Genomic DNA, 24,501 nt, shown 5'->3' on the forward strand with positions numbered 1-24,501 from the left:
TGCCGTTACTCCGCCGCGTTGTCAAAGCGGAACACTTCCTGGCAGACCTCAGTCAGGCTGGCGTTTTCGCTGGTGCACAGGCGGGTCCAGCGGGTCAGGCCGCCGGCGTTTTGCGTGGGCGTCAGCGCGACTTTCAACCCCAGCAACGTCTGTGCGCCGGTGAGGGTGATCACCCCCTTATCGACCTGCAGATCGCTGACGTAGCGCGAGGATCCGCCGGCGGGGATCCCTTTGCCGCCGGCGTTGCAGCCGGTTGGCTTGCCTTCGTCCAGTACGCAGAGCTCTACGGCCAGTTTGTAGGGCGCCATGGTCTGCAGCATGTCGGTCATCGCCGCCTTCTGGATATAGCGTTGGTAGGCGGGAATGCCGATGGCGCTCAGTATGGCGATAATGGCGATCACCACCATCAGTTCAATCAGGGTAAAACCGCGCTGCGTTTCCATTTTTTGTTTCCTCCATGTCAGTGTGGAGGGGACGGTAACCGGTCTGGCGGCGGGCTGCGATAACCTTTGGCGCGTTTCGCGGTGCGCTTCCGGCACATGCAGCTTCGGTTGCAACGGGATGAAAAAAACTGAGGTGCGGTGCGCAATTTTGGCGGGGGAAATGCCTTCCCGCGCAGCGGGAAGGCGGGGCGTTATTTGAAGCGCATCGACAGATCGAGCGCGGTCACGTGCTTGGTCAGCGCGCCAACCGAAATATAGTCCACGCCGGTTTCGGCAAAGGTGCGCAGCGTTTCACCGGTAACGTTGCCCGAAACTTCCAGCTGCGCTCGGCCCTGGGTCTGAGCCACCGCCTGGCGCATCATCTCGACGCTGAAGTTGTCCAGCATCACGATATCGGCGCCGGCGTCAAGCGCTTGCTGCAGCTCGTCGAGGGACTCTACCTCCACCTCGACCGGCACGTCGGGGTGCAGCCAGAAGGCTTTCTCCACCGCGTTTTTGATCGAGCCGGAGGCGATGATGTGGTTTTCCTTGATCAGGAAAGCGTCGGACAGCCCCAGCCGATGGTTGTTGCCGCCGCCGCACAGTACGGCGTATTTCAGCGCGGTGCGCAGGCCCGGCAGCGTTTTGCGGGTATCCAGCAGGCGGGTCTGGGTGCCCTGCAGCATCGCGACATAGCGGCTGACTTCGGTCGCCACGCCGGACAGCGTCTGCACAAAGTTCAGCGCGGTGCGTTCCCCGGTCAGCAGCACCCGGGCCGGGCCGCTGAGACGGCACAGAGGTTGGTTCGGCGTCAGGCGATCGCCGTCCGCCACCAGCCAGTCGACCTTCACCTGATTGCCCAGCTGGATAAAGACTTCGTTCAGCCAGCGCCGGCCGCAGAATACCCCGGCTTCACGAGTGATGACGGTGGCTTCGGCCTGTTTGTCGGCCGGTAACAATTGCGCGGTAATATCGCGCCCGGCATCGACTTCGCCCCCCAAATCTTCACGCAGCGCCTGGGCGACGGCATAGGGGATATCACTTTCAATTCGTTCAAGAAGCTCGGTGCGGCGGCTGTCGGCACTGTAGCGACGTGTCGGCATGGAAAACTCCGAAATGGACGGTTAGATCGTAGGGGAACATGCTACTCTGTTGCAGGAATAAGTACCACCGCGGAGAAGTGTCTGATGCAGTTGGAAAATGGCTGGATTGTCGGGGTGAGGCGGGTTGTTTCGCCACACAGCGATCGGCGGCCGGACGATGAAACGCCCTCGCTGCTGGTGATCCACAATATCAGCCTGCCACCCGGCGAGTTTGGCGGCCCCCATATCGATCGGCTGTTCACCGGCACGCTGGATCCCGCCGATCACCCCTATTTTGCCGATATTCATCAGCTGCGGGTCTCTGCGCACTGCCTGATCCGCCGCGACGGCGAAATCGTTCAATATGTGCCTTTCGATCGGCGCGCCTGGCATGCCGGCGTTTCTCTCTATCGGGGGCGTGAAAAGTGCAACGACTTCTCCATCGGCATCGAACTGGAAGGCACCGATCTATTGGCCTATGAGCCACAGCAATATCGCAGCCTGCAGGCGGTGACCGCACTGTTGGCTAGGCATTATCCGGGCCTGGCGGATAATATCACCGGGCACAGTGACATCGCCCCCGGGCGCAAGACCGATCCTGGCCCGGCGTTCGACTGGAAACGCTATCTGGCATCTCTGGAACAACGGGATGGCGCCGATAACGCTATGCTTGGCAAAAGAAAAAGGGAGAGGAATCGCGAATGACGCTGTTTACGCTGTTACTGGTTCTGGCGTGGGAACGCCTGTTCAAACTGGGTGAACACTGGCAGTTGGACCATCGCCTGGAAGTGGTGTTCCACCGGCTGCATCGGGTGTCGTTGGCGCAAACGCTGGCGATGACCCTCGCCTTTATGGTGGTGGTGTGGGGCATTTTGTGGCTATCTCAGGGACTGTTCTTCGGGGTGGTGACGCTGCTGCTGTGGATTGTCATCGATCTGCTGTGCGTCGGCGCCGGCGTTAAACGCAAGCATTATCGCGCCTATCTGAAGGCCGCGCGGCAGGGGGACAGCCACGCCAGCGATCAGATGGCGGAAGAGCTGGCGCTGATCCACGGTTTGCCGGTGGATTGCAGCGAAGAACTGCGCCTGCGCGAGCTGCAAAACGCATTGCTGTGGATTAACTTCCGCTACTATCTGGCACCGCTGTTCTGGTTTGTGGTTTGCGGGCCTTACGGGCCGATCGCGCTGGCGGGTTACTCTTTCCTGCGCGCCTATCAAACCTGGCTGGCGCGCCACAATACGCCGCTGGAGCGTTCGCAGTCGGGCATTGATCATCTGCTGAACTGGCTGGACTGGATCCCGGTGCGCCTGGCGGGGGTGGCCTACGCGCTGTTCGGTCACGGAGAGAAGGCGCTGCCGGCCTGGTTCGCTTCGCTGGGCGACCGCCACTCTTCGTCATATCAGGTGCTGACACGGCTGGCGCAGTTCTCGCTGGCGCGCGATCCGCATATGGATCCGGTGCAAACGCCGCGCGCGGCGGTGACTTTGGCGCGCAAGGTGACGATGATCATCGTGGTGGTGGTGGCGCTGTTGACCATTTACGGTACGCTGCTTTAAGCCGCAGCAACTAAAACGGGCGCCTTGGCGCCTGTTTTAGTTGCACTGCAAACTCAGAGTTTGGCGAAGCTGCGGCGCGCGGCGTCGATAGTGCGCTGGATGTCTTCCTTGCTGTGGGCTACGGACATAAAGCCTGCTTCAAAGGCTGAAGGCGCCAGATAAACCCCCTCCTCGAGCATCAGATGGAAGAAGCGCTTGAAGCGCTCCACGTCGCACCGCATCACGTCCTGGTAGCAGGTGACCGCCGGCGCGTCGGTGAAGAACAGGCCGAACATGCCGCCGACGTTGTTGACCACCAGCGGGATGCTTTCTTCTTTCGCCGCATGCAGCAGGCCATCCGCCAGCATTTCGGTCAGTTCGGTCAGCGTCTGGTGCACGCCCACCTGCGAGACTTCGGTCAGGCAGGCGTAGCCCGCCGCCATGGCGATCGGGTTGCCGGACAGGGTGCCCGCCTGGTAAACCGGGCCGGTCGGCGCCAGCGCTGCCATCACGTCGCGGCGGCCGCCGAAGGCGCCCACCGGCATGCCGCCGCCGATGATTTTGCCCAGGCAGGTCAGATCCGGCTCAACGTCGTAATAGGCTTGCGCCCCGGCCAGCGCTACGCGGAAGCCGGTCATCACTTCATCGATAATCAGCAGCGCGCCATATTTATCGCACAGCGCGCGCAGGCCCGGCAGGAATTCAGGCAGCGGCGGCACGCAGTTCATATTGCCGGCCACCGGCTCGACGATAATGCAGGCGATCTCCGAAGGGTATTGCTCGAACGCCGTGCGCACCGAATCCAGATCGTTATAGGTGCAGGTGAGGGTGTGCTTGGCGAAGTCCGCCGGCACGCCCGGGGAATTCGGCTGGCCGAGGGTCAGCGCGCCGGAGCCGGCTTTCACCAGCAGGCAGTCGGCGTGGCCGTGGTAGCAGCCTTCGAACTTGATTATCTTGTCGCGGTTGGTGTAGCCGCGCGCCAGGCGAATGGCGCTCATGGTGGCTTCGGTGCCCGAGTTCACCATACGCACCATGTCCATGGTCGGCACCAGCTCGGTGACCAGCTGCGCCATTTTGACTTCCATCTCGGTCGGCGCGCCGAAGCTCAGGCCGCGCTGCGCCGCTTCGATCACCGCGTCGCGGATCGCCGGGTGGTTGTGCCCCAGCACCATCGGGCCCCAGGAGCCAACGTAGTCGATGTAGGCTTTGCCATCGGCGTCGAACAGGTAAGCTCCGTCCGCCCGCTCGATAAACAGCGGCACACCGCCGACGCCGGTGAATGCACGCACCGGAGAGTTAACCCCGCCGGGGATCAACTGTTGCGCCTGGGCATACAGACTTTCGGACTTGCTGTGTAAGCTCATAAATCGGCTCCTGGATTCTCTTTTGAATGATTTGACCGCGCTATTCTAGAGGAGAGCGCCGCGTTATGAAACGATCACAGCCAGATACCTATTAACGGCGGCGGCCGGGGCGGGGGTAAGGTAGAATAGCCAGCTTACCTATTTGTATTACATTTGATCACACGAATGAATAACCCGTTATGACTGAAATGCAGCAACAGCCTTCAGCGGCGCCGCCGCGCCTGAAGCGCAGCGATGCGGTGCGGCAGTTTATCCGCCGCGACAAGACGCCGGTAGCGGTATTGATCATGGCCGCTCTGGTGGGCACGCTGGCCGGCCTGCTCGGCGTGGCGTTCGACAACGCCGTGAACTGGGTGCAACAGCAGCGGCTGACCGCGCTGGTTCAGGTGGCCGATTATTGGATCCTGGTGTGGCCGCTGGCGTTTATTTTGTCCGCCGCGCTGGCGGCGCTGGGCTATTACCTGGTGCGGCGCTATGCGCCGGAGGCGGGCGGCTCGGGCATTCCGGAAATTGAAGGCGCGCTGGAAGAGCTGCGGCCGGTGCGCTGGTGGCGGGTGATCCCGGTGAAGTTTATCGGCGGCATGGGTACGCTCGGCGCAGGCATGGTGTTGGGGCGGGAAGGGCCTACGGTGCAGATGGGCGGCAACGTCGGGCGCATGGTGCTGGATATTTTCCGCATGCGCGGCGCCGAGGCGCGTCATTCGCTGCTGGCCACCGGCGCGGCCGCGGGTCTCTCCGCCGCGTTCAATGCGCCGCTGGCGGGCATTCTGTTCATCATCGAAGAGATGCGCCCGCAGTTCCGCTACAACCTGATTTCGATTAAAGCGGTGTTTATCGGCGTGATTATGTCGAGCGTGGTGTTCCAGCTGTTTAACGGTTCCGGCTCGGTGATCGCGGTCGGCAAGCTGTCTTCGGCGCCGATCAATACGCTGTGGTTGTATCTGGTGCTGGGAGCGATATTCGGTGCGGTCGGGGTGATGTTCAACGCGCTGGTTTTCCGCAGCCAGGATATGTTCGCCCGCCTGCACGGCGGCCGGATGCGCAACGTGCTGCTGATGGGCGGCCTGCTCGGCGGCGTCTGCGGCATTCTGGGGCTGATCCAGCCGGAGGCGGCGGGCGGCGGCTTCGGGTTGATCCCGATCGCCGCGGCGGGCAACTACAGCGTCGGCATGCTGATGTTTATTTTCATCACGCGGGTGTTCACCACGCTGCTGTGTTTCGGCTCCGGCGCGCCGGGGGGGATTTTCGCGCCGATGCTGGCGCTGGGCACGCTGTTCGGCACCGCCTTCGGGCTGGCGGGCGCGCATCTGTTCCCGCAGTACGGCATCGAGGCGGGCACCTTCGCCATCGCCGGCATGGGTGCGCTGTTCGCCGCCACGGTGCGCGCGCCGCTGACCGGCATTGTGCTGGTACTGGAAATGACCGACAACTATCAGCTGATCCTGCCGATGATCATCACCTGTCTCGGCGCGACGCTGGTAGCGCAATTCCTTGGCGGTAAGCCGTTGTATTCGTCCATATTGGCCCGCACATTACGGAAGCAGGAAGCGCAGCAGGCGCGCGAAGCGGCGGAGAAAACAGGTAAAGAAAATACAACAAATGCGGTGAATACTTGAACGCAACACTCAGGTATCGGATAATCGTTAATATTAATCAGGCAGCCATTGTAGCGCTCTGATGCTGAACAATGTTGGGAGTAAAGAGTATGAGTGATGAAACAGCACTGCCCCTGCAATTCACCGAGGCAGCGGCAAGTAAGGTTAAGTTCCTGATTGCCGACGAAGAAAATCCTAACCTGAAGCTGCGGGTTTACATTACCGGCGGCGGCTGCAGCGGATTCCAGTACGGCTTCACTTTTGACGACAAGATCAACGACGGCGACATGACCATCGAGAAGCAAGGCGTGGCGCTGGTGGTGGATCCTATGAGCCTGCAATACCTGGTGGGCGGCTCGGTGGATTATACCGAAGGGCTGGAAGGCTCGCGCTTTGTGGTGACCAACCCGAACGCCAAAACCACCTGCGGCTGCGGTTCTTCGTTCAGCATCTGAAGCCCTTCACTGCACGATCAACCCGCCAGCCGCTCCGGCTCGCGGGTTTTTTTTATGCCCCTAGCGTTCGAGGATAAAGGCGGGCAGTTTGAGGTGCCAGCGGATAGCCGCCAGCCGGATGGCCAGAGTAATGACCATGCCCAGCATCATCGCCTGCTGCAGCGGCATGCCGAAGGTATGAAACGCGGTAGCGTGCACGATGCCGCCGATGATGCAGGCGGTTGCGTAGATTTCGGTGCGCAGGATCATCGGGATCTCGCGCGCCAACACGTCGCGGATAATGCCGCCGCCTACGCCGGTGATCACTCCCATGCAAATCGCCACCAGCGGGCCGGTACCGGCGGCGAAGGCCTTATTGACGCCGATGCCGACGAATACCGCCAGCCCGACGGCGTCCAGCACCGGCAGGATCCATTTCGGCAAGCGGCGCGGTTGGCGCACCAGCAGCAACGTCAGGACGCAGGTGATCATCGCCACCACCAGATCGGTGGGATCCTTTACCCAAAACACCGGGCCGTTGGCCAGCGCCATATCGCGGATGGTGCCGCCGCCGACAGCTGTCACCACGCCCAGCACCAGCACGCCGAACGGATCCATGCGCAATTTGCCGGCCAGCAGCACGCCGGAAATGGCGAATACCGCGGTGCCGAGAATATCCAGCCAGAACACCAGCATTAATGCATCTCCGCCAATTGGCTGCACAGCTGCTGCGCCGCCAGCACGATGCGTGGCCCCGGGCGGTTGAACCAATCCTCATTCAACGCGATCACCGGCACCTGCAGCTGCGGCGCCCAGAAGGCCTTCACGCTGGCGAGCTGTTGCGCGCCGCCGGTGATGACGATAGCCTGCGGCCGGCGGGCCAGCACCTGCTCACGGCTGATTTGCGGCCAGGGCATGCGGCTGTCGGCAAAGATGTTCTCGGCGCCGCACAGCGACAGCACCTGGCTTTGCAGGGTAGCGCCGGAGCCGGTGAACAGCGGCTGGGTACCGAACTGCAGCAGCACGCGGCGCGGTTGATTGCGGGCGTATTGCTGTTTCAGCGCCGCGGTTTGCCGGCGAACGGCGTCCGCCGCCTGATGCGCCTGCTCGGGATGCGGGCTGTATTGGGCAAGATCGTCCAGCGAACGGGCGATTTCGTCGAGGCTGCCGGCGTTCGCGTAATAGATAGGTATGCCGAACGAGGCGAGCTGATCCAACACCCGCTGCGGATTGCCGCCGCGCCACGCCAGGATCAGGTCCGGCTTCAGCGCCAGCACCCGTTCGATATTGACGCCCTGCCAGGAGGCCACCTGTTCAAGCTTGCCGGCCGCCGGCGGATAATCGGAAAAGGCGCTTACCGCCAGCAGGCTATCGCCCATGCCGGCGGCATAGGCAAGCTCGGTGGTGTTCGGCGCCAGGCTTATCACTCGCTGGGCAGCGCCGGCGGGCAGCGCCAGCCACAGCGTGAACAGCCACAGCAAAGAGGCGAAGCTCAGCTTCACATCAACCGCGCTTGGCCAGGGTTTGCAGCATGGCGTTTACCATCAGCGTCGACTGCTTGGCGGCCACGGTGAGGAATTCGTCGAAGCTCATGTGCGATTCGCTGTCGGCAACGTCGGAGATGGCGCGCACCACCACGAACGGCGTACCAAACAGGTGGCAAACGTGGCCGATGGCTGCGGCTTCCATTTCAACCGCGGCAACGGCCGGGAAGGTGGTGCGAATGCGCGCCAGCGGCTCTGCGCCGTTGATGAAGGCGTCGCCGCTGCAGATCAGGCCGCGCACCGCGTTCAGGTCCAGCTGTTTGATGCAGCCTTCCGCCAGGGCGATCAGCGCGTCGTCTGCCACGAACGCCGCCGGGCAGCCGGCCATTTGGCCCGGCTCGTAGCCAAAGGCGGTCACGTCGGCGTCGTGATAGCGCACTTCTTCGGATACCACGATATCGCCCACTTTCAGCGTGCTGGCCAGGCCGCCGGCGGAGCCGGTATTGATCACCACGTCCGGGCGGCAGTGCTCCAGCAGCAGGGTGGTGCCCATGGCCGCGGCGACTTTGCCGATGCCGGATTTCAGCAGCGCAACCTCAACGCCGCCGATCTGGCCGGTATAGATTTCACAGCCCGCGCGTTGAATGGTCTGACGATTTTCAATTTGATCGCGCAGCAGGGTGACTTCCTGCTCCATTGCGCCGATGATGCCTACTTTCATAAATAACACTCGCTGATTGGGTGTGGGAATTGCGCCATAGTCTATCATGGCTGTCAGAGAGAGATAATCCGTTGCATCCGCCGCAGGGAATTGTTATCACGGGGGCTGGGCGCAACCGCGGAGAAACAGATGTCCGGGATCGACTTCAAACAAAAAATCAGCTTCCAGCGGCCATTCAGCAAACCGATAGAGGCCGAGGAAGAGTATGACATCGTGCGGCAGTTCGAGAGCGATCGCGGGCGCATTGTCAACTCGGCGGCGATCCGCCGCCTGCAGCAGAAAACTCAGGTGTTTCCGCTGGAACGTAACGCGGCGGTGCGCAGCCGCCTGACGCATTCGATGGAAGTGCAGCAGGTGGGGCGGCATATCGCCAAAGAGATCCTCAACCGCTTCAAGCAGGAAGGGCGCATCGACGAGCTCGGCCTGGCCCGGCTGCTCGCGCCCTTCGAAAGCATCGTAGAAATGGCCTGCCTGATGCATGACATCGGCAATCCGCCGTTCGGCCACTTTGGCGAGTCGGCGATCAACGACTGGTTCGCCCAGCGGCTCGATCCCGCCAGCTGCGGCAGCGAGCCGGGCAGCCACGATCGCTGCCAGGTCGCGGTGCTGCGCCTGCACGAAGGAGAAAGCGATCTTAATCGGCTGCGCAGCCGTATCCGGCAGGACCTGAGCCATTTTGAAGGCAACGCTCAGGCGATCCGCATGGTCTATACCCTGCTTAAACTCAATCTGACCTATGCCCAGGTAGGCTGTATCTTGAAATATACCCGCCCGGCCTATTGGGCGAGCGAGATCCCGGCCGGCCGCAGTTATCTGATGAAAAAGCCCGGTTATTATCTGGCGGAAGAGGCCTTCGTCGATCGGCTGCGGCGCGAACTGCATATGGGCGAATTCGATCGTTTCCCGCTGACCTATATTATGGAAGCCGCCGACGATATTTCTTATTGCATTGCCGATCTTGAAGACGCGGTGGAAAAAAATATTTTCACCGTCGATCAGCTGTATCAGCATCTTATTCAAGAGTGGGGCGAAATTGCGCCGGGGGATTTATTCGATAAAACCGTTGCCAGCGCTTTCCGGAAAATCGATAAGGGCGGCGCGCGGCGCAGTGCGGAAGATCAATTCTTCATGTATCTGCGGGTATTTACCGTCGCGCGGCTGGTGCCGCACGCGGCGCAGCGCTTTATCGACAACCTGGAGGCGGTGTATCAGGGCCACTTTAATCAGGCGCTGCTGGAGGATTCCAGCCCGGCCTACCAACTGTTGAAAATATTCAAGAATGTGGCGCTCAAGCACGTCTTCAACCACCCGGAGGTGGAGCAGCTCGAGCTGCAGGGGTATCGGGTGATCAGCGGCCTGCTGGACATTTACAGCCCGCTATTGGCGATGCCGCTGGGCGACTTTACCCAGCTGGTGCAGGAAGACAGCCACCGCGCCTACCCGATTGAAACGCGGCTGTTCCACAAGCTGTCCACTAAGCACCGGCTGGCATATGTCGAAGCGGTTGAAGGGCTGCAGCATTTGTCGCAGGAACAGCAGGCAATCAGAGAATATTATTTCCGCGCGCGCTTATTACAGGATTACATCAGCGGAATGACCGATCTTTATGCTTACGATGAATACCGTAGATTAATGGCGGCGGAATAATTCATTGCCTCAATAATTACCAGCGAGGCCAAAGGATTGTCTGTCTCGAGTTTTGTAAAGACAGACAATATTTGTTTACTATTACCAATAACCTGCGCCGGAACTTCAGGCTATTAATCAACTCTGACTATGCACAAGACAGCAGTACTTTTCTGAACGACTTTATAAGAGACACACAGATGAAAAAAACCGCATTAGTTCTGAGCGCGCTGGCATTCAGTATCGGCATGGCGATGGGCCCGGTCACGGCCAACGCCGCAGAAACCGCGTCCTCCAGCACCCAACAGTTGCCAAGCCTGGCGCCGATGCTGGAAAAGGTGATGCCATCCGTGGTGAGCATCAACGTGGAAGGCAGCACCACCGTCAATACGCCGAGAATGCCGCAGCAGTTCCAGCAGTTCTTCGGCGAAGACTCGCCGTTCTGCCAGGACGGTTCGCCGTTCCAGGGCTCGCCGATGTGCCAGGGCGGGCAGGCCGGCCCGGATGGGGAGCCGCAGGGCACGCAGCAGAAATTCCAGGCGCTGGGCGCCGGGGTGGTGATCGATGCGGCTAAAGGTTATGTGGTGACCAACAACCACGTGGTGGACAACGCCAATAAAATCCAGGTACAGCTGAGCGACGGGCGCCGCTTTGACGCCAAGGTGATCGGCAAGGATCCGCGTTCAGACATCGCTCTGATCCAGCTGAAAGACTTCAAGAACCTGACGGCCATCAAGATGGCGGACTCCGATCAGCTGCGCGTCGGCGATTACACCGTGGCGATCGGCAACCCGTATGGGCTGGGCGAAACCGCCACCTCGGGCATCGTTTCCGCGCTGGGGCGCAGCGGGCTGAATATCGAAAACTACGAGAACTTCATCCAGACCGACGCGGCGATTAACCGCGGCAACTCCGGCGGCGCGCTGGTTAATCTGAACGGCGAGCTGATCGGCATCAACACCGCGATCCTGGCGCCGGACGGCGGCAACATCGGCATCGGTTTCGCCATTCCAAGCAACATGGTGAAGAACCTGACGGCGCAAATGGTTGAATATGGCCAGGTGAAGCGCGGCGAGCTGGGGATTATGGGCACCGAACTGAACTCCGAGCTGGCCAAGGCGATGAAGGTAGACGCGCAGCGCGGGGCCTTCGTCAGCCAGGTGATGCCGAAATCTTCCGCCGCCAAGGCGGGCATCAAGGCCGGTGACGTGATAGTGACCATGAACGGCAAAGCAATCTCGAGCTTCGCCTCGTTCCGCGCGGAAATCGGCACGCTGCCGGTCGGCAGCAAGATGTCGCTGGGCATCATTCGCGACGGCAAACCGGTCACCATTGACGTCACGCTGGAGCAGAGCACCCAGACCCAGGTTGAGTCCGGCAATATTTACACCGGTATCGAAGGGGCCGAGCTGAGCAACACGCAGATCGGCGCGCAGAAAGGCGTGAAGGTCGACAACGTGAAAGCCGGCAGCGCCGCGGCGCGCATCGGTCTGAAAAAGGGCGATGTGATCCTGGGCGTGAACCAGCAGCCGATCCAGAACCTGGGCGAGCTGCGTAAAATCCTCGACAGCAAGCCGTCGGTGCTGGCGCTGAATATCCAGCGCGGCGACAGCCAGCTGTATCTGCTGATGCAGTAATCCTGCTCCGCAGGAAACACAAGGCACGCTTCGGCGTGCCTTTTTAGGTTAGGCCTGGCGCTGATTGCCCAGGTGCGCGTGCGCCGCCTGGCATACCAGCTCGATTTCATCCAGCAGCTCCAGCCACTCAGGCTCCAGCTGGTCATGGCCGACGCCCTGGCGCAGCTGCTGTTCCAGATAGAAACACAGCTGCTTCAGGCGCGGCACGCCGCTGTAGCTGCAGCTGCCGTGCAGTTTGTGGATCAGATCGAGAATGCCGTCGTCCGGCCGGCCGTCGACCAACGCCTGCACCCGCTCGCGCACCTGCGGCAGGAAGTCGAGCAGCATTTGCAGCAGATCGCGCGCCAGATCCTGTTTGTTGGCCGCCTGGCGCAGCGCCAGCGGCCAGTCGAGCGACAGCGGCTGGCCGGCAGGGTGCTGCGCAGCGGCGTTCGGCTCGCCGCTGTGGTAGCGCGACAGCACGCGGGTCAGCATCGCTTCGTCAATCGGTTTGGCCAGGTAGTCGTCCATGCCGGCCTGCAGCAGATGTTCGCGTTCGCCGCTCACCGCATGGGCGGTAACGGCGACGATCGGCGTTGAATTATGGTGCGGCAGTTGGCGGATCAGCTCGCTGGTGCGAATGCCGTCGATCTTCGGCATCTGGATATCCATCAGGATCAGGTCCAGCACGTTGTCGCGCGCCAGCGCCAGCGCCTCTTCGCCGCTTTCGCACAGCAGGGTTTTCTCCACCTGTTCCGCCAGCAGGGTGCCGATCAGCTTCAGGTTGGCCGGGTTGTCGTCGACCGCCATCACCGTCAGCGGCAGGCGTTTACGCTCCGGCTGGGCGCTGAGGCGCAGCGGCTCCTCCATTTGCAACAGCGGGAACAGACGGTTGCTGGTGATGGGTTTGATCAGGCAGCCGAGCGCGCCCTGCTGCTTGAGCAGCTCGGCGTCGATCTGCGCCTGGCACGGCAGCGCCAGGATCACTCTGCCGGCCACCTTCAACGCCGCCAGCAGCTTGTCTTGATGCTGCGCCATATTGTTGCTGAAGGGGATAGGCACGCCAACCAGCAGGAAGTCGTATTCGTTTTTCGGCAACTGAGCCAGGGTCGGCGAGTGGGTGAGAGCCAGTTGGGTGACGCTGAGCATGTTGAGCGTCGCCTGCGCTGCTGTCGGGTTGGATTCGATGTAGGCCAGGGTTTTGCCGCGCAGATCCGGCAGGTTTGGCTGCAGCGACAGCATGCCTTCGTTCAGATCGAGCTGAATGTGGAACCAGAAGGTTGAACCGCGGTTCAGCTGGCTGTGGAAGCAAATATCGCCGCCCATCTCTTTCACCAGCTTCTGGGTGATCACCAGCCCCAGGCCGGTGCCGCCGTGGCGGCGGGAAATGCTGGCGTCCGCCTGGCGAAACGCCTGGAACAGCTGCGACTGCTGGCGCTCGGAAATGCCGATGCCGGTGTCGTGGATCTGCACTTCCAGCTCCACCTGACGTTCCAGCTGTTTGCGCAGCTCGACGCGGATGTCGATGTTGCCGGTCTCGGTAAACTTGACCGCGTTGCCCAGCAGGTTGGTGATGATCTGCTGCAGGCGCAGGGAGTCGCCGATCACCTGTTCCGGCACGTCGTTGTGCACGTCCAGCGTCAGCTCCAGCCCTTTCTCGTGGGCGCTGGGGGCCAGCAGCACGATCACTTCATCCAGCGTTTCGCGCAGCGAGAACGGGATATGCTCCAGCACCAGCTTACCGGCCTCCAGCTTGGAGAAGTCCAGCACGTCGTTGATGATGGTCAGCAGGTTATTGGCCGAGCGTTCGATGGTTTGCAGATAATCGGCCTGGGTAACGCTCAGGTCGGTTTTCAGCATCTGGCGGGTAAAGCCGATCACCCCGTTCAGCGGGGTGCGCAGTTCGTGCGACATATTGGCCAGGAACTCGGACTTGATGCGCGCCGCTTCCTGAGCGCGCTTTTTCGCCAGATCCAGCTCGACGTTCTGGATCTCCATTTGCTCCAGCGTTTCACGCAGGTCGGAGGTGGCCTGATCGATGTTCTGCTGCATCTCTTCGTGGTAGGCGGTGAGCGACATCGCCATCGAGTTGATGCCGTTCTTCAGCATGTGCAGTTCGCCGAGCATAAAGCCTTCGACGCGGCTGTCGAGCTGGCCGCGGCGAATGCGGTCGACGGTGTTCACCATGTTGCGGATCGGGCCGGTCACGTCGCGCATCAGGCGGTAGGCGAACAGAATGGCGATGCACATGCACAGCAACAGCAGCAGGGTGGAAACGAACACTTCTTTATACTGCTGCAGACGCACCGACTGCAGATCCAGCTCGATCGCCACATAGCCGAGATTGTTGTCGGGGTGGTTGCCGGCATCGGCGGCTTCGTCCGGATATTGGCTTTCCGACAGGATCGGCGTGCGCAGGATCAGCGAGTCGCCGCGCCGTGTCAGCATCAGATCGGTGGGCATTGGCACACCTTTCGGCAGCTGCAGCTGGGCGAAATTATGGTGATAATTGGAGGTGACAAACAGGTTGTTCTGCGCGTCGAACACCGTAATCGAACGCACGATGTCCGAATGACGGCGGTGCAGCAGGCTGACCAATTGCCGAACCGATTCGCGGCTGCGGAACGTCATGCCGTACTCGCTGGCCACCGCCAGCGGCTCGATAATGCTGGCGCCGGCGTCCACCAATTGCTCCTGCAGCTCGTTGTAGCGGTGCACCACGAAGAAGGTGCTGAGCAGCAAACCAATCAGCAAGGTTGGGGCCAGAATCAGGATCATCATGCGCGCACGCAGGCTGTATTTGGTCATGGGATTCCAATGTGGGAGAATTGACAGCTGACACTAGCTTAATGAACCAGCACACAATCGACAAATATGGCGCAATTCTACTCTCCCAAACGCCGCGTGACGACCCGGCAGAACTTACAAATGTTAACCGTGACGGTGAATGACCTCGATCCCTTCGGCCAGGGCGTGGCGCGCCATGACGGCAAGGCGATATTCGTGCCGGGAGTGCTGCCCGGCGAACAGGCGGAAATCCAGCTGACGGAAGACAAGCGCCAGTTCGCCAAAGGCAAGCTGAAGCGCCTGCTGACCCGCAGCCCGCAGCGGGTTGAGCCGCGCTGCCCGCACTTTGGCGTCTGCGGCGGCTGCCAGCAGCAGCACGCGGACGAGGCGCTGCAGCAGCAGAGCAAGGCGGCGGCGCTGGTGCGCATGATAGCCCGCGAAACCGGCGTTACGCCGCAGCAGGAGCCGGTGATCGCCGGGCCGCAGTATGGCTACCGCCGCCGCGCCCGTCTGGGCCTGAGCTGGCAGCCGAAGCAACAGCGGCTGGTGATGGGGTTTCGCCAGGCGGCCTCCAGCGAGCTGGTGCCGGTGCGCCATTGCCCGGTGCTGTGTCCCGAGCTGGAGCAACTGCTGGCGCCGCTGAACGCCTGCCTGAGCGCGTTGCAGGGCGCGCGGCGTTTGGGCCACGCGGAACTGGTGCTGGCGGACAACGGCCCGGTGTTGGTGTTGCGCCACCTCGATGCGCTGAAAGAGCCGGATCGTCAGGCGCTGTTGGCGTTTGCGCAGCAAAAAAACGTAACCATTTATTTGGCGCCGGACAGCGATCGGCTGGAAAAACTGTGCGGTGAAACGCCGTATTATCAGGTCGACGGGCTACGCTTAGACTTCAGCCCGCGCGACTTTATTCAGGTCAATGACGCGGTAAATCAGCAAATGGTGGCGCAGGCCCTTGAATGGCTCGAGGTTCAACCCAATGATCGGGTATTGGATCTGTTCTGCGGCATGGGCAATTTTACTCTGCCGTTGGCGCGCCGCGCCGCTGCGGTGGTGGGCATAGAAGGTGTTGCCACACTGGTAGCGAATGGGCAATATAATGCACATAAGAATAGGCTGAATAATGCTTCGTTTTTCCATGAGAATCTGGAAGACGACGTTGAGCGGCAACCTTGGGCAGCACAAGGATTTGATAAAGTGATGCTGGATCCCGCCCGCGCCGGCGCGGCTGGAGTGATGTCACACATTGTAAAACTGGCGCCAGAGCGGGTGGTCTATGTTTCCTGTAACCCCACCACGCTGGCACGCGACAGCAAAGTGCTGCTGGACGCCGGTTATCGTCTTGCGCGCGTGCGGATGTTGGATATGTTTCCGCACACGGGGCATCTTGAGTCAATGGCGCTGTTTATTAACGACACTGCGCCAGAGGTCGCTGCAGAGTAGGGAGAGGTTATGGTTGCGGTAAGAAGTGCACATCTGAATACGGCGGGTGAATTCGCTCTCGACGAGTGGATCGCCAGCTTGGGGCTACCTAACCCGCAGTCATGTGAGCGATTAGCCGCGACCTGGCGTTATTGTGAGCAGCAGACCCAAAACCATCCCGACGCGCCGCTGTTGCTGTGGCGCGGGCTTGAAATGGTGGAGATCCTCTCCACCCTGAGCATGGACAACGACAGCATGCGCGCCGCGCTGCTGTTCCCGGTGGTCGATGCCGGCATCGTGCAGGAAGATACCCTGACCGAAGAATTCGGCAAGGGCATTACCTATCTGGTGCACGGCGTGCGCGATATGGACGCCATCCGCCAGTTGAAAGCGACGCATAACGATTCGATGGCCTCCGAGCAGGTCGACAACGTGCGCCGCATGCTGTTGGCGATGGTGGAGGATTTCCGCTGCGTGGTCATCAAGCTGGCGGAGCGTATCGCCCACCTGCGGGAAGTGAAGGACGCGCCGGAAGACGAGCGCGTGCTGGCGGCCAAAGAGTGTTCCAACATCTACGCGCCGCTGGCCAACCGCCTGGGCATCGGGCAGCTGAAGTGGGAGCTGGAGGATTTCTGCTTCCGCTATCTGCACCCGGAAGAATACAAGCGCATCGCCAAGCTGCTGCATGAGCGCCGCATTGACCGCGAACAGTTTATCGACGATTTCGTCGCCTCGCTGCGCGGCGCGATGGCCGATGAGAGCGTCAAGGCCGAGATCTACGGCCGCCCGAAACACATCTACAGCATTTGGCGCAAGATGCAGAAAAAACATCTGGCCTTCGACGAGCTGTTCGACGTGCGCGCGGTGCGCGTGGTGGTCGAACGCCTGCAGGACTGCTATGCGGCGCTGGGGATTGTGCATACCCACTTCCGCCACCTGCCGGACGAGTTCGACGATTACGTCGCCAACCCGAAGCCTAACGGCTATCAGTCGATCCATACCGTGGTGCTGGGCCCGCGCGGCAAAACGCTGGAAATCCAGATCCGCACCCGCCAGATGCATGAAGACGCTGAGCTGGGCGTCGCCGCGCACTGGAAATACAAGGAGGGCGCGGTGGCGACCGTGCGTTCCGGCTACGAGGAACGCATCGCCTGGCTGCGCAAGCTGATCGCCTGGCAGGAAGAGATGGCGGACTCCGGCGAGATGCTCGACGAAGTGCGCAGCCAGGTGTTCGACGATCGGGTTTACGTGTTTACGCCGAAAGGCGACGTGGTGGATCTGCCGGCCGGCTCCACGCCGCTCGACTTTGCCTACCACATCCACAGCGACGTCGGCCACCGCTGCATCGGCGCCAAGATTGGCGGCCGCATCGTGCCTTTCACCTACCAGCTGCGCATGGGCGATCAGATTGAGATCATCACCCAGAAACAGCCGAACCCGAGCCGCGACTGGCTGAACCCGAACCTGGGCTATGTCACCACCAGCCGCGGGCGTTCGAAGATCCACAACTGGTTCCGCAAACAGGATCGCGACAAAAACATCCTCGCCGGCCGCCAGATGCTGGACAGCGAGCTGGAACACCTGGGCATCAGCCTGAAAGAGGCTGAAAAGCTGCTGATCCCGCGCTACAACATGAATTCGCTGGATGAAGTGCTGGCGGCGATCGGCGGCGGGGACATTCGTCTCAACCAAATGGTGAACTTCCTGCAGGGCAAGTTCAACAAACCGAGCGCCGAGGAGCAGGATCGCGAGGCGCTGCGCCAGCTGGTGCAGCAAAAAGCGCCGCCGCCGACCCGCAACAAGGACAACGGCCGGGTGGTGGTCGAGGGGGTGGGCAACCTGATGCATCACATCGCCCGCTGCTGCCAGCCGATCCCCGGCGACGACATCGTCGGTTTCATCACCCAGGGGCGCGGCATTTCCATCCACCGCGCCGATTGCGACCAGTTGGTTGATCTGCAGTCGCACGCGCCGGAGCGCATCGTCGACGCGGTGTGGGGCGAAAGCTATTCCAGCGGTTACTCGCTGGTGGTGCGGGTGATGGCTAACGATCGCAGCGGGCTGTTGCGCGACATCACCACCATCCTGGCCAACGAAAAGGTCAACGTGCTGGGCGTGGCCAGCCGGAGCGACACCAAAAAGCAGTTGGCCACCATCGATATGGATATCGAAATCTACAACCAGCAGGTGCTGGGCCGGGTGCTGGCGAAGCTTAACCAGCTGCCGGACGTGATAGACGCCAAGCGCCTGCACGGCAGCTAAATCCCCTGCGTATTTCGAGCCGCATCGTTGTTGGATGCGGCTCGGGATCCATGAGCTCCGGTGAACACGCCAGTGCGCCCCCTTTTTCTCAGAGATTTTTTTATGACCCAATCCACTCCGCTGCAGCGTCTGCTGAACATCATGAAAACGCTGCGCGACCCGCAGAACGGTTGCCCGTGGGACCGTCAGCAGACCTTCGCCACCATTGCGCCCTACACGCTGGAAGAAACCTACGAAGTGCTGGACGCCATCGAACGCCAGGACTACGCCGATCTGCGCGATGAGCTGGGCGATCTGCTGTTCCAGGTGGTGTTTTACGCCCAAATGGGGCAGGAACAGGGGCTGTTCGGCTTCGATGAGGTGTGCAACGCCATCAGCGGCAAGCTGGAGCGTCGCCACCCGCATATCTTCGGTGACGCCGATGCGGCGGACAGCGAAGCCGTGGCGGCCCGCTGGGAGCAGTTGAAGGCCGGTGAACGCGCCGAGAAAGCGCTGCATTCGGCGCTGGACGATATCCCGCAGGCGCTGCCGGCGCTAATGAAGGCGCATAAAATTCAAAAGCGCTGCGCCGCGGTGGGCTTCGACTGGCATACGCTCGGCCCGGTGCTGGACAAGGTGTACGAAGAGATCGACGAAGTGATGCATGAAGCGCAACAGGCGGTGGTCGACGAGCAGAAGCTGGAAGAGGAGATTGGCGATCTGCTGTTCGCCACGGTCAACCTGTCGCGCCATCTCGGCCACAAGGCGGAAAACGCGCTGCAGGCGGCCAACCGCAAGTTTGAACGCCGTTTCCGCCAGGTGGAAGAGATAGTCACACTGCGCGGCCTGTCGATGGAAGACGCCACCCTCGAGCAAATGGAAGAGGCCTGGCAGCAGGTGAAAAGCCAGGAAAACTAATTTCGGCGAGCGTTGTCCTATCTGTGTCGCAATGTTGATCGGCGACAAGGTTCACACAAGCTGAAACGGTTAAGCTTGAAATCATGCCAAGCTTAACCGCGAGGCAGCGGCAGGAAAATGCCAAGAAACTGAAATCTAAGGCGTTTTATCGTCGCAGAGTGGCGGTAAAATCAGATTTTCTCTGTTAACTCTTTGTTTTTGAAGGTGGGTTACAGGAGCGCCGACGGATTAAACCCCGATGAACGCCGGAGGGTGGTTGAGATGATGGGCAGCAAAACGATCGTTTGTAGGTCAAGAGAGGTTCGGGTATACTACTTTCCCGTCTTGGTTCTTCCATCGTCTTTAAACCTAAACTCTCAGGTTCAGCATGACAACTAATTATATTTTTGTGACCGGCGGGGTCGTATCCTCTCTGGGTAAAGGCATTGCCGCAGCCTCTCTGGCGGCTATTCTTGAAGCCCGTGGCCTCAACGTTACCATCATGAAACTGGACCCGTACATCAACGTGGATCCGGGCACCATGAGCCCGATTCAGCATGGGGAAGTTTTCGTCACCGAAGACGGCGCAGAAACCGATCTGGATTTGGGTCACTACGAGCGCTTCATCCGCACCAAAATGTCGCGCCGCAACAACTTCACTACCGGCCGTATCTACTCCGACGTTCTGCGTAAAGAACGCCGCGGCGACTACCTGGGCGCAACCGTACAGGTTATCCCGCACATCACCAATGCTATCAAAGAGCGCATCCTGGAAGGCGGCGAAGGCCACGATGTGGTGCTGGTGGAAGTGGGCGGCACCGTCGGCGATATCGAATCGCTGCCGTTCCTGGAAGCCATTCGCCAGATGGCGGTGGAAGTGGGGCGCGAGCACACGCTGTACATGCACCTGACGCTGGTGCCGTATCTGGCTGCCGCCGGTGAAGTGAAAACCAAGCCGACTCAGCATTCCGTAAAAGAGCTGCTTTCAATCGGTATTCAGCCTGATGTGCTGATTTGCCGTTCCGATCGCGCAGTTCCTGCTAACGAACGCGCGAAAATCGCACTTTTCTGCAACGTGCCGGAAAAAGCGGTTATCTCCCTGAAAGACGTTGATTCCATTTATAAAATCCCAGGCCTATTGAAATCTCAGGGGCTGGACGATTATATTTGTAAACGATTCAGCCTGAACGCACCGGAAGCGAACCTGGCCGAATGGGAACAGGTGATCTACGAAGAAGCCAATCCGGGCGGCGAAGTGACCATCGGCATGGTCGGCAAATATGTCGAACTGCCGGATGCCTACAAGTCGGTGATCGAAGCGCTGAAGCATGGCGGGTTGAAAAACCGTCTGACCGTGAACATCAAGCTGATCGATTCGCAGGATGTGGAAACCCGTGGCGTAGAAGTGCTGAAGGGGCTGGACGCGATCCTGATCCCTGGCGGTTTCGGCTACCGCGGCGTGGAAGGCAAGGTGATGACCGCGCGTTATGCGCGTGAGAACAATATCCCTTATCTGGGCATTTGCCTGGGTATGCAGGTGGCATTGATGGAGTTCGCTCGCAACGTTGCGGGTATGGAGAACGCCAACTCGACCGAGTTTATGCCAGACTGCAAATACCCGGTGGTGGCGTTGATCACCGAATGGCGCGACGAAGACGGCAACGTCGAAGTGCGCACTGAAGAAAGCGATTTGGGTGGCACGATGCGTGTCGGTAGCCAACAATGCCATCTGACCGACAATAGCCTGGTGCGCCAGCTGTACGGCGAGCCGACCATTGTTGAACGCCATCGTCACCGTTACGAAGTTAACAACATGCTGTTGAAGCAGATCGAAGCCGCCGGGCTGCGCGTAGCCGGCCGTTCCGCCGACAACAAGCTGGTTGAGATCATTGAACTGCCGAATCACCCGTGGTTTGTGGCCTGTCAGTTCCACCCGGAATTTACTTCAACGCCGCGTGATGGGCATCCGTTGTTCGCCGGCTTTGTGAAGGCCGCCGGTGAGCATCAGAAGCGCCAGGTGAAATAAAATATTTGGTGGGCGGCGCGCGGTGAGAACCGCGCGCTGTTTGTCTGGAGTTTTAGTTTAACTTGTACTGAGGAAAACCTAATGTCCAAAATCGTTAAAGTCATCGGTCGTGAAATCATCGACTCCCGTGGTAACCCGACTGTTGAAGCCGAAGTTCATCTGGAAGGCGGTTTCGTCGGTTTGGCTGCTGCGCCGTCAGGTGCTTCCACCGGTTCCCGCGAAGCTCTGGAACTGCGTGACGGTGACAAATCTCGTTTCCTGGGTAAAGGCGTACTGAAAGCCGTTGCTGCAGTAAACGGCCCAATCGCTCAGGCAGTACTGGGTAAAGATGCCAAAGACCAGGCGAACATCGACAAGATCATGATCGATCTGGACGGCACCGAGAACAAATCCAAGTTCGGCGCTAACGCCATTCTGGCGGTTTCTCTGGCTGCCGCTAAAGCTGCCGCAGCTTCCAAGGGCATGCCGCTGTACGAGCACATCGCTGAACTGAACGGCACCCCAGGCAAATTCTCCATGCCGCTGCCAATGATGAACATCATCAACGGCGGCGAGCACGCCGACAACAACGTCGACATTCAGGAATTCATGATCCAGCCGGTTGGCGCGAAAACCCTGAAAGAAGCGGTGCGCATCGGTTCTGAAGTGTTCCATCACCTGGCGAAAGTACTGAAAGCCAAAGGCATGAACACCGCAGTAGGCGACGAAGGCGGCTACGCGCCAAACCTGGGTTCCAACGCCGAAGCGCTGGCTGTTATCGCCGAAGCGGTAAAAGCGGCGGGCTACGAGCTGGGTAAAGACGTTACCCTGGCGATGGACTGTGCGGCGTCTGAATTCTACAAAGACGGCAAATACGTGCTGGCCGGCGAAGGCAACAAAGCCTTCACTTCCGAAGAGTTCACTCACTTCCTGGAAGATCTGACCAAACAGTACCCAATCGTCTCTATCGAAGACGGCCTGGACGAATCTGACTGGGATGGTTTCGCTTACCAGACCAAAGTGCTGGGCGACAAAATCCAGCTGGTTGGCGACGATCTGTTCGTGACCAACACCAAGATCCTGAAAGAAGGCATCGAGAAAGGCATCGCTAACTCCATCCTGATCAAATTCAACCAGATCGGCTCTCTGACCGAAACTCTGGCTGCCATCAAGATGGCGAAAGACGCCGGCTACACCGCGGTGATCTCTCACCGTTCAGGTGAAACCGAAGACGCTACCATCGCCGACCTGGCGGTAGGTACTGCGGCTGGCCAGATCAAAACCGGTTCCATGAGCCGTTCTGACCGCGTTGCCAAATACAACCAGCTGATTCGTATCGAAGAAGCGCTGGGTGACCGCGCGCCGTTCAACGGCCTGAAAGAAGTTAAAGGTCAGTAATTACCCTTTGGCCGATTGCTAAATACCAACCCGCCTCGGCGGGTTTTTTTTCGCTGAATACAGTAAATATTTCATTTAAAATAATGAGGTGGTTATATTTCGCGGATTTTTAACTTTATAATTTCATTGTAATAATAATATCCTTATTTTTATATTCCGTTTTTATTTGATTTATATTTTTTAGTTACTAGACTGCCAATGAGGCAGTGTTATTACCCGTCGTTCTGCCGAACCATTCCCTTAATCGTAACGCTTAGAAACTGCCGGCTCAGCGGCCGGTTGGGTGAGGGCTTGATGCGAAAAAGAATTGTTATTGTCGGTGGCGGAACCGGGGGCACCATATTAGCCAATTTGTTGGCCGCCAAGCTGCATCGGGAAATATTGAATAATAAAGTCGAGTTATTAATGATTTCGGATTCACCGGTTCATTATTATAAGCCGGCGTTTATGTATGTGGCGTTTAACGCATTTTTCAAACAGGAATTAACCCGTTCCCAACAAAGTTTGCTGCGGCCGGAAATACAATTTATTGTCGACAAGGCCGAGGCTTTTGAATTAAAGCAGCGGCGCATCATAACGCGCAGCGGTAAAAGCTACCCGTATGATTTTCTGGTGTTCGCCACCGGCTGTGTGCCCTGGCCGGAACGCATCGAGGGGCTGGCGCAAGCGGGCGATCATTTTTATCAGTACCAGGCCGCGCGCCAGCTGGCGCAGCGGCTGGCGACCATCGAAAAAGGCCGCATCTTCATTACCGTCTCTTTCCCGGAAACCCCCAACGTACCGCACCAGTGCGGCATCGCGCCGATCGAAACCACCCTGATGCTGGACGACTACCTGCGGCGGCGCGGCGTGCGCAAGGCGATAGAAATTGTTTATACCTACCCGACCATTTCCCAACTGCTGCGCAACTGCCTGTTTCTGCAGCGCCCGACGGGCGAGGCGCTGCCCGCCATTTTCGCCGCGCGCGATATTCGCCACCAGCGCGGCTTCACCCTCAGCCGGGTCGATGAGCAGCGCAACATCGCCTATTCCGCCGAAGGCGAGGAACAGCCGTTCGACATCCTGATGGCGACGCCGCCGATCCGCGCCGTCGAAGCGGTGCGCAATACCGGGCTGAGCGAGATTCAAAACGGCGAGGGCTGGCTGCCGACCGACCACCAGACGCTGCAGGTTTATGGCCAGCAGGGGGTGTATGTGATCGGCGATACCGTCGATCTGCCGGTCAGCAAGGCCGGCGGCTCCTGCCACAATCAGGCGCCGGTGATCGCCGACAATATCGTGGCGGAAATCCGGTTAGGGCAGACCATCAGCCATTATGACGGCAAAGTGCAGGCGATCGCTCAGATGGGGCTGCACGCCGGCATGCCGCTGGTGTACGACTATCGTCACGACGTGTTGCCGACCCCGGCCACCAAAGCGGGCGGCATGCTGCGCAACGGTTTTAACCGCGGCCTCTATTGGGCCACGGTGAGGGGGCTGATATGAGCGATAACGCAGAACATGAGCCGCTGGCGGCGCTGTTGGCCAAGCTGCAGCCGCTGCTGGCCGGCGGCAGGCTGGACAACGTAGTCGATCTGCTGTCGCTGCTGTCGGACCTGGTGGATATCGCCGACAACGCGCTGGTGGAGAAATTGGCCGGCGTGTTTGAAGGGCTGGTCACCGTGGGTTGGGAGGGGGGAACGGCGCTGAAGATGGCGCATAGCGAACTGCAGCTGAACCCGCCGGCGGCCAACTTTCGCGCGCTGTACGCTCTGTTGCGGCAGCCGGATACCCTGCTGGGGCTGATGCTGGTGCTACGCACTCTACAGATCGTCGGCCAGCGCACACGTCGCTGCGCATTGCCGCAGGACGACCCGGAGCGATAACCGAATTTGCTTT

Annotated in this window: 20 protein-coding genes; 13 read left to right on the forward strand and 7 right to left on the reverse strand. The window is 59.9% G+C overall.

The window, feature by feature from the left end; all coding sequences use genetic code 11:
• Positions 1-5: 5 nt before the first annotated feature.
• Both ppdD and nadC read right to left on the reverse strand, forming a co-directional pair.
• The gene (ppdD, locus tag KHA73_RS03430) at positions 6-443 is read right to left on the reverse strand and encodes a prepilin peptidase-dependent pilin (protein WP_234588903.1); all 438 of its coding nucleotides are present in this window, start codon (positions 441-443) and stop codon (positions 6-8) included.
• Between the two features lie 191 nt (positions 444-634).
• The gene (gene nadC / locus KHA73_RS03435) at positions 635-1,525 is read right to left on the reverse strand and encodes a carboxylating nicotinate-nucleotide diphosphorylase (RefSeq protein WP_234588905.1); all 891 of its coding nucleotides are present in this window, start codon (positions 1,523-1,525) and stop codon (positions 635-637) included.
• A gap of 84 nt (positions 1,526-1,609) precedes the next feature.
• Here nadC and ampD point away from each other — a divergent pair, with 84 nt between their 5' ends.
• Together ampD and ampE are read left to right on the forward strand one after the other, a co-directional pair.
• Positions 1,610-2,209 (forward strand): 1,6-anhydro-N-acetylmuramyl-L-alanine amidase AmpD, encoded by a 600-nt coding sequence (ampD, locus tag KHA73_RS03440; RefSeq protein ID WP_234588907.1) that lies wholly within the window; start codon positions 1,610-1,612, stop codon positions 2,207-2,209.
• Positions 2,206-3,060 (forward strand): beta-lactamase regulator AmpE, encoded by an 855-nt coding sequence (ampE, locus tag KHA73_RS03445; RefSeq protein WP_234588909.1) that lies wholly within the window; start codon positions 2,206-2,208, stop codon positions 3,058-3,060. Before ampD ends, ampE begins: the two co-directional genes overlap by 4 nt.
• A 53-nt stretch (positions 3,061-3,113) precedes the next feature.
• Here ampE and hemL read toward each other — a convergent pair whose 3' ends face one another.
• Entirely contained in the window at positions 3,114-4,403 is a 1,290-nt protein-coding gene (gene hemL / locus KHA73_RS03450; protein ID WP_234588910.1) for a glutamate-1-semialdehyde 2,1-aminomutase, read from the reverse strand.
• Between the two features lie 179 nt (positions 4,404-4,582).
• Between hemL and clcA the strand changes: the two genes are divergently transcribed.
• Together clcA and erpA are read left to right on the forward strand one after the other, a co-directional pair.
• Positions 4,583-6,019, forward strand: coding sequence for a H(+)/Cl(-) exchange transporter ClcA (clcA, locus tag KHA73_RS03455; protein WP_234588912.1), 1,437 nt, complete (start codon positions 4,583-4,585; stop codon positions 6,017-6,019).
• An 89-nt stretch (positions 6,020-6,108) separates the two neighbouring features.
• Entirely contained in the window at positions 6,109-6,453 is a 345-nt protein-coding gene (gene erpA / locus KHA73_RS03460; protein WP_234588914.1) for an iron-sulfur cluster insertion protein ErpA, read from the forward strand.
• A gap of 60 nt (positions 6,454-6,513) precedes the next feature.
• On the opposite strand, the gene KHA73_RS03465 is transcribed toward erpA, so the two are convergent.
• The 3 genes from KHA73_RS03465 to mtnN are packed head-to-tail and all read right to left on the reverse strand — an operon-like array spanning position 6,514 to position 8,637.
• Entirely contained in the window at positions 6,514-7,128 is a 615-nt protein-coding gene (locus KHA73_RS03465) for a TRIC cation channel family protein (RefSeq protein WP_234588916.1), read from the reverse strand.
• The gene (gene btuF, locus KHA73_RS03470) at positions 7,128-7,934 is read right to left on the reverse strand and encodes a vitamin B12 ABC transporter substrate-binding protein BtuF (protein ID WP_234588918.1); all 807 of its coding nucleotides are present in this window, start codon (positions 7,932-7,934) and stop codon (positions 7,128-7,130) included. The genes KHA73_RS03465 and btuF overlap by 1 nt, the downstream gene beginning before the upstream one ends.
• A gap of 1 nt (position 7,935) precedes the next feature.
• The gene (mtnN, locus tag KHA73_RS03475) at positions 7,936-8,637 is read right to left on the reverse strand and encodes a 5'-methylthioadenosine/S-adenosylhomocysteine nucleosidase (protein ID WP_234588920.1); all 702 of its coding nucleotides are present in this window, start codon (positions 8,635-8,637) and stop codon (positions 7,936-7,938) included.
• A 129-nt stretch (positions 8,638-8,766) separates the two neighbouring features.
• Here mtnN and dgt point away from each other — a divergent pair, with 129 nt between their 5' ends.
• Both dgt and degP read left to right on the forward strand, forming a co-directional pair.
• Positions 8,767-10,284, forward strand: a complete 1,518-nt coding sequence (dgt, locus tag KHA73_RS03480) for a dGTPase (protein WP_234588922.1) — start codon at positions 8,767-8,769, stop codon at positions 10,282-10,284.
• A 179-nt stretch (positions 10,285-10,463) separates the two neighbouring features.
• Positions 10,464-11,900: a serine endoprotease DegP gene (gene degP / locus KHA73_RS03485; protein WP_234588924.1), complete on the forward strand. Its 1,437-nt coding sequence runs from the start codon at positions 10,464-10,466 to the stop codon at positions 11,898-11,900.
• 48 nt (positions 11,901-11,948) lie between these two features.
• Here the strand turns inward: degP and barA are convergent, their stop codons facing one another.
• The gene (barA, locus tag KHA73_RS03490; RefSeq protein WP_234588925.1) at positions 11,949-14,687 is read right to left on the reverse strand and encodes a two-component sensor histidine kinase BarA; all 2,739 of its coding nucleotides are present in this window, start codon (positions 14,685-14,687) and stop codon (positions 11,949-11,951) included.
• Between the two features lie 66 nt (positions 14,688-14,753).
• Between barA and rlmD the strand changes: the two genes are divergently transcribed.
• The 7 genes from rlmD (at position 14,754) to KHA73_RS03525 (ending at position 24,488) form a co-directional block, all read left to right on the forward strand.
• Positions 14,754-16,103, forward strand: coding sequence for a 23S rRNA (uracil(1939)-C(5))-methyltransferase RlmD (gene rlmD / locus KHA73_RS03495; RefSeq protein WP_234588935.1), 1,350 nt, complete (start codon positions 14,754-14,756; stop codon positions 16,101-16,103).
• Between the two features lie 9 nt (positions 16,104-16,112).
• Positions 16,113-18,344: a GTP diphosphokinase gene (relA, locus tag KHA73_RS03500; RefSeq protein WP_234588937.1), complete on the forward strand. Its 2,232-nt coding sequence runs from the start codon at positions 16,113-16,115 to the stop codon at positions 18,342-18,344.
• Between the two features lie 102 nt (positions 18,345-18,446).
• Positions 18,447-19,241: a nucleoside triphosphate pyrophosphohydrolase gene (mazG, locus tag KHA73_RS03505; RefSeq protein ID WP_234588939.1), complete on the forward strand. Its 795-nt coding sequence runs from the start codon at positions 18,447-18,449 to the stop codon at positions 19,239-19,241.
• Between the two features lie 367 nt (positions 19,242-19,608).
• The gene (gene pyrG / locus KHA73_RS03510) at positions 19,609-21,246 is read left to right on the forward strand and encodes a glutamine hydrolyzing CTP synthase (protein WP_234588940.1); all 1,638 of its coding nucleotides are present in this window, start codon (positions 19,609-19,611) and stop codon (positions 21,244-21,246) included.
• 81 nt (positions 21,247-21,327) lie between these two features.
• Positions 21,328-22,623: a phosphopyruvate hydratase gene (gene eno, locus KHA73_RS03515; protein ID WP_234588942.1), complete on the forward strand. Its 1,296-nt coding sequence runs from the start codon at positions 21,328-21,330 to the stop codon at positions 22,621-22,623.
• A 294-nt stretch (positions 22,624-22,917) separates the two neighbouring features.
• On the forward strand, positions 22,918-24,108 hold the full coding sequence (locus tag KHA73_RS03520; RefSeq protein ID WP_234588944.1) for an NAD(P)/FAD-dependent oxidoreductase: 1,191 nt from the start codon (positions 22,918-22,920) through the stop codon (positions 24,106-24,108).
• Positions 24,105-24,488: a hypothetical protein gene (locus KHA73_RS03525; RefSeq protein ID WP_234588946.1), complete on the forward strand. Its 384-nt coding sequence runs from the start codon at positions 24,105-24,107 to the stop codon at positions 24,486-24,488. The genes KHA73_RS03520 and KHA73_RS03525 overlap by 4 nt, the downstream gene beginning before the upstream one ends.
• The last annotated feature ends 13 nt before the right edge of the window (positions 24,489-24,501 follow it).

The organism is Serratia entomophila (genome assembly GCF_021462285.1).
GTDB lineage: Bacteria > Pseudomonadota > Gammaproteobacteria > Enterobacterales > Enterobacteriaceae > Serratia > Serratia entomophila.

Coding starts and splice junctions, on each gene's coding strand:
- ppdD (WP_234588903.1), bottom strand. CDS start 443: ATGGAAACGCAGCGCGGTTTTACCCTGATTGAACTGATGGTGGTGATC.
- nadC (WP_234588905.1), bottom strand. CDS start 1,525: ATGCCGACACGTCGCTACAGTGCCGACAGCCGCCGCACCGAGCTTCTT.
- ampD (WP_234588907.1), top strand. CDS start 1,610: ATGCAGTTGGAAAATGGCTGGATTGTCGGGGTGAGGCGGGTTGTTTCG.
- ampE (WP_234588909.1), top strand. CDS start 2,206: ATGACGCTGTTTACGCTGTTACTGGTTCTGGCGTGGGAACGCCTGTTC.
- hemL (WP_234588910.1), bottom strand. CDS start 4,403: ATGAGCTTACACAGCAAGTCCGAAAGTCTGTATGCCCAGGCGCAACAG.
- clcA (WP_234588912.1), top strand. CDS start 4,583: ATGACTGAAATGCAGCAACAGCCTTCAGCGGCGCCGCCGCGCCTGAAG.
- erpA (WP_234588914.1), top strand. CDS start 6,109: ATGAGTGATGAAACAGCACTGCCCCTGCAATTCACCGAGGCAGCGGCA.
- KHA73_RS03465 (WP_234588916.1), bottom strand. CDS start 7,128: ATGCTGGTGTTCTGGCTGGATATTCTCGGCACCGCGGTATTCGCCATT.
- mtnN (WP_234588920.1), bottom strand. CDS start 8,637: ATGAAAGTAGGCATCATCGGCGCAATGGAGCAGGAAGTCACCCTGCTG.
- dgt (WP_234588922.1), top strand. CDS start 8,767: ATGTCCGGGATCGACTTCAAACAAAAAATCAGCTTCCAGCGGCCATTC.
- degP (WP_234588924.1), top strand. CDS start 10,464: ATGAAAAAAACCGCATTAGTTCTGAGCGCGCTGGCATTCAGTATCGGC.
- barA (WP_234588925.1), bottom strand. CDS start 14,687: ATGACCAAATACAGCCTGCGTGCGCGCATGATGATCCTGATTCTGGCC.
- rlmD (WP_234588935.1), top strand. CDS start 14,754: ATGGCGCAATTCTACTCTCCCAAACGCCGCGTGACGACCCGGCAGAAC.
- relA (WP_234588937.1), top strand. CDS start 16,113: ATGGTTGCGGTAAGAAGTGCACATCTGAATACGGCGGGTGAATTCGCT.
- mazG (WP_234588939.1), top strand. CDS start 18,447: ATGACCCAATCCACTCCGCTGCAGCGTCTGCTGAACATCATGAAAACG.
- pyrG (WP_234588940.1), top strand. CDS start 19,609: ATGACAACTAATTATATTTTTGTGACCGGCGGGGTCGTATCCTCTCTG.
- eno (WP_234588942.1), top strand. CDS start 21,328: ATGTCCAAAATCGTTAAAGTCATCGGTCGTGAAATCATCGACTCCCGT.
- KHA73_RS03520 (WP_234588944.1), top strand. CDS start 22,918: ATGCGAAAAAGAATTGTTATTGTCGGTGGCGGAACCGGGGGCACCATA.
- KHA73_RS03525 (WP_234588946.1), top strand. CDS start 24,105: ATGAGCGATAACGCAGAACATGAGCCGCTGGCGGCGCTGTTGGCCAAG.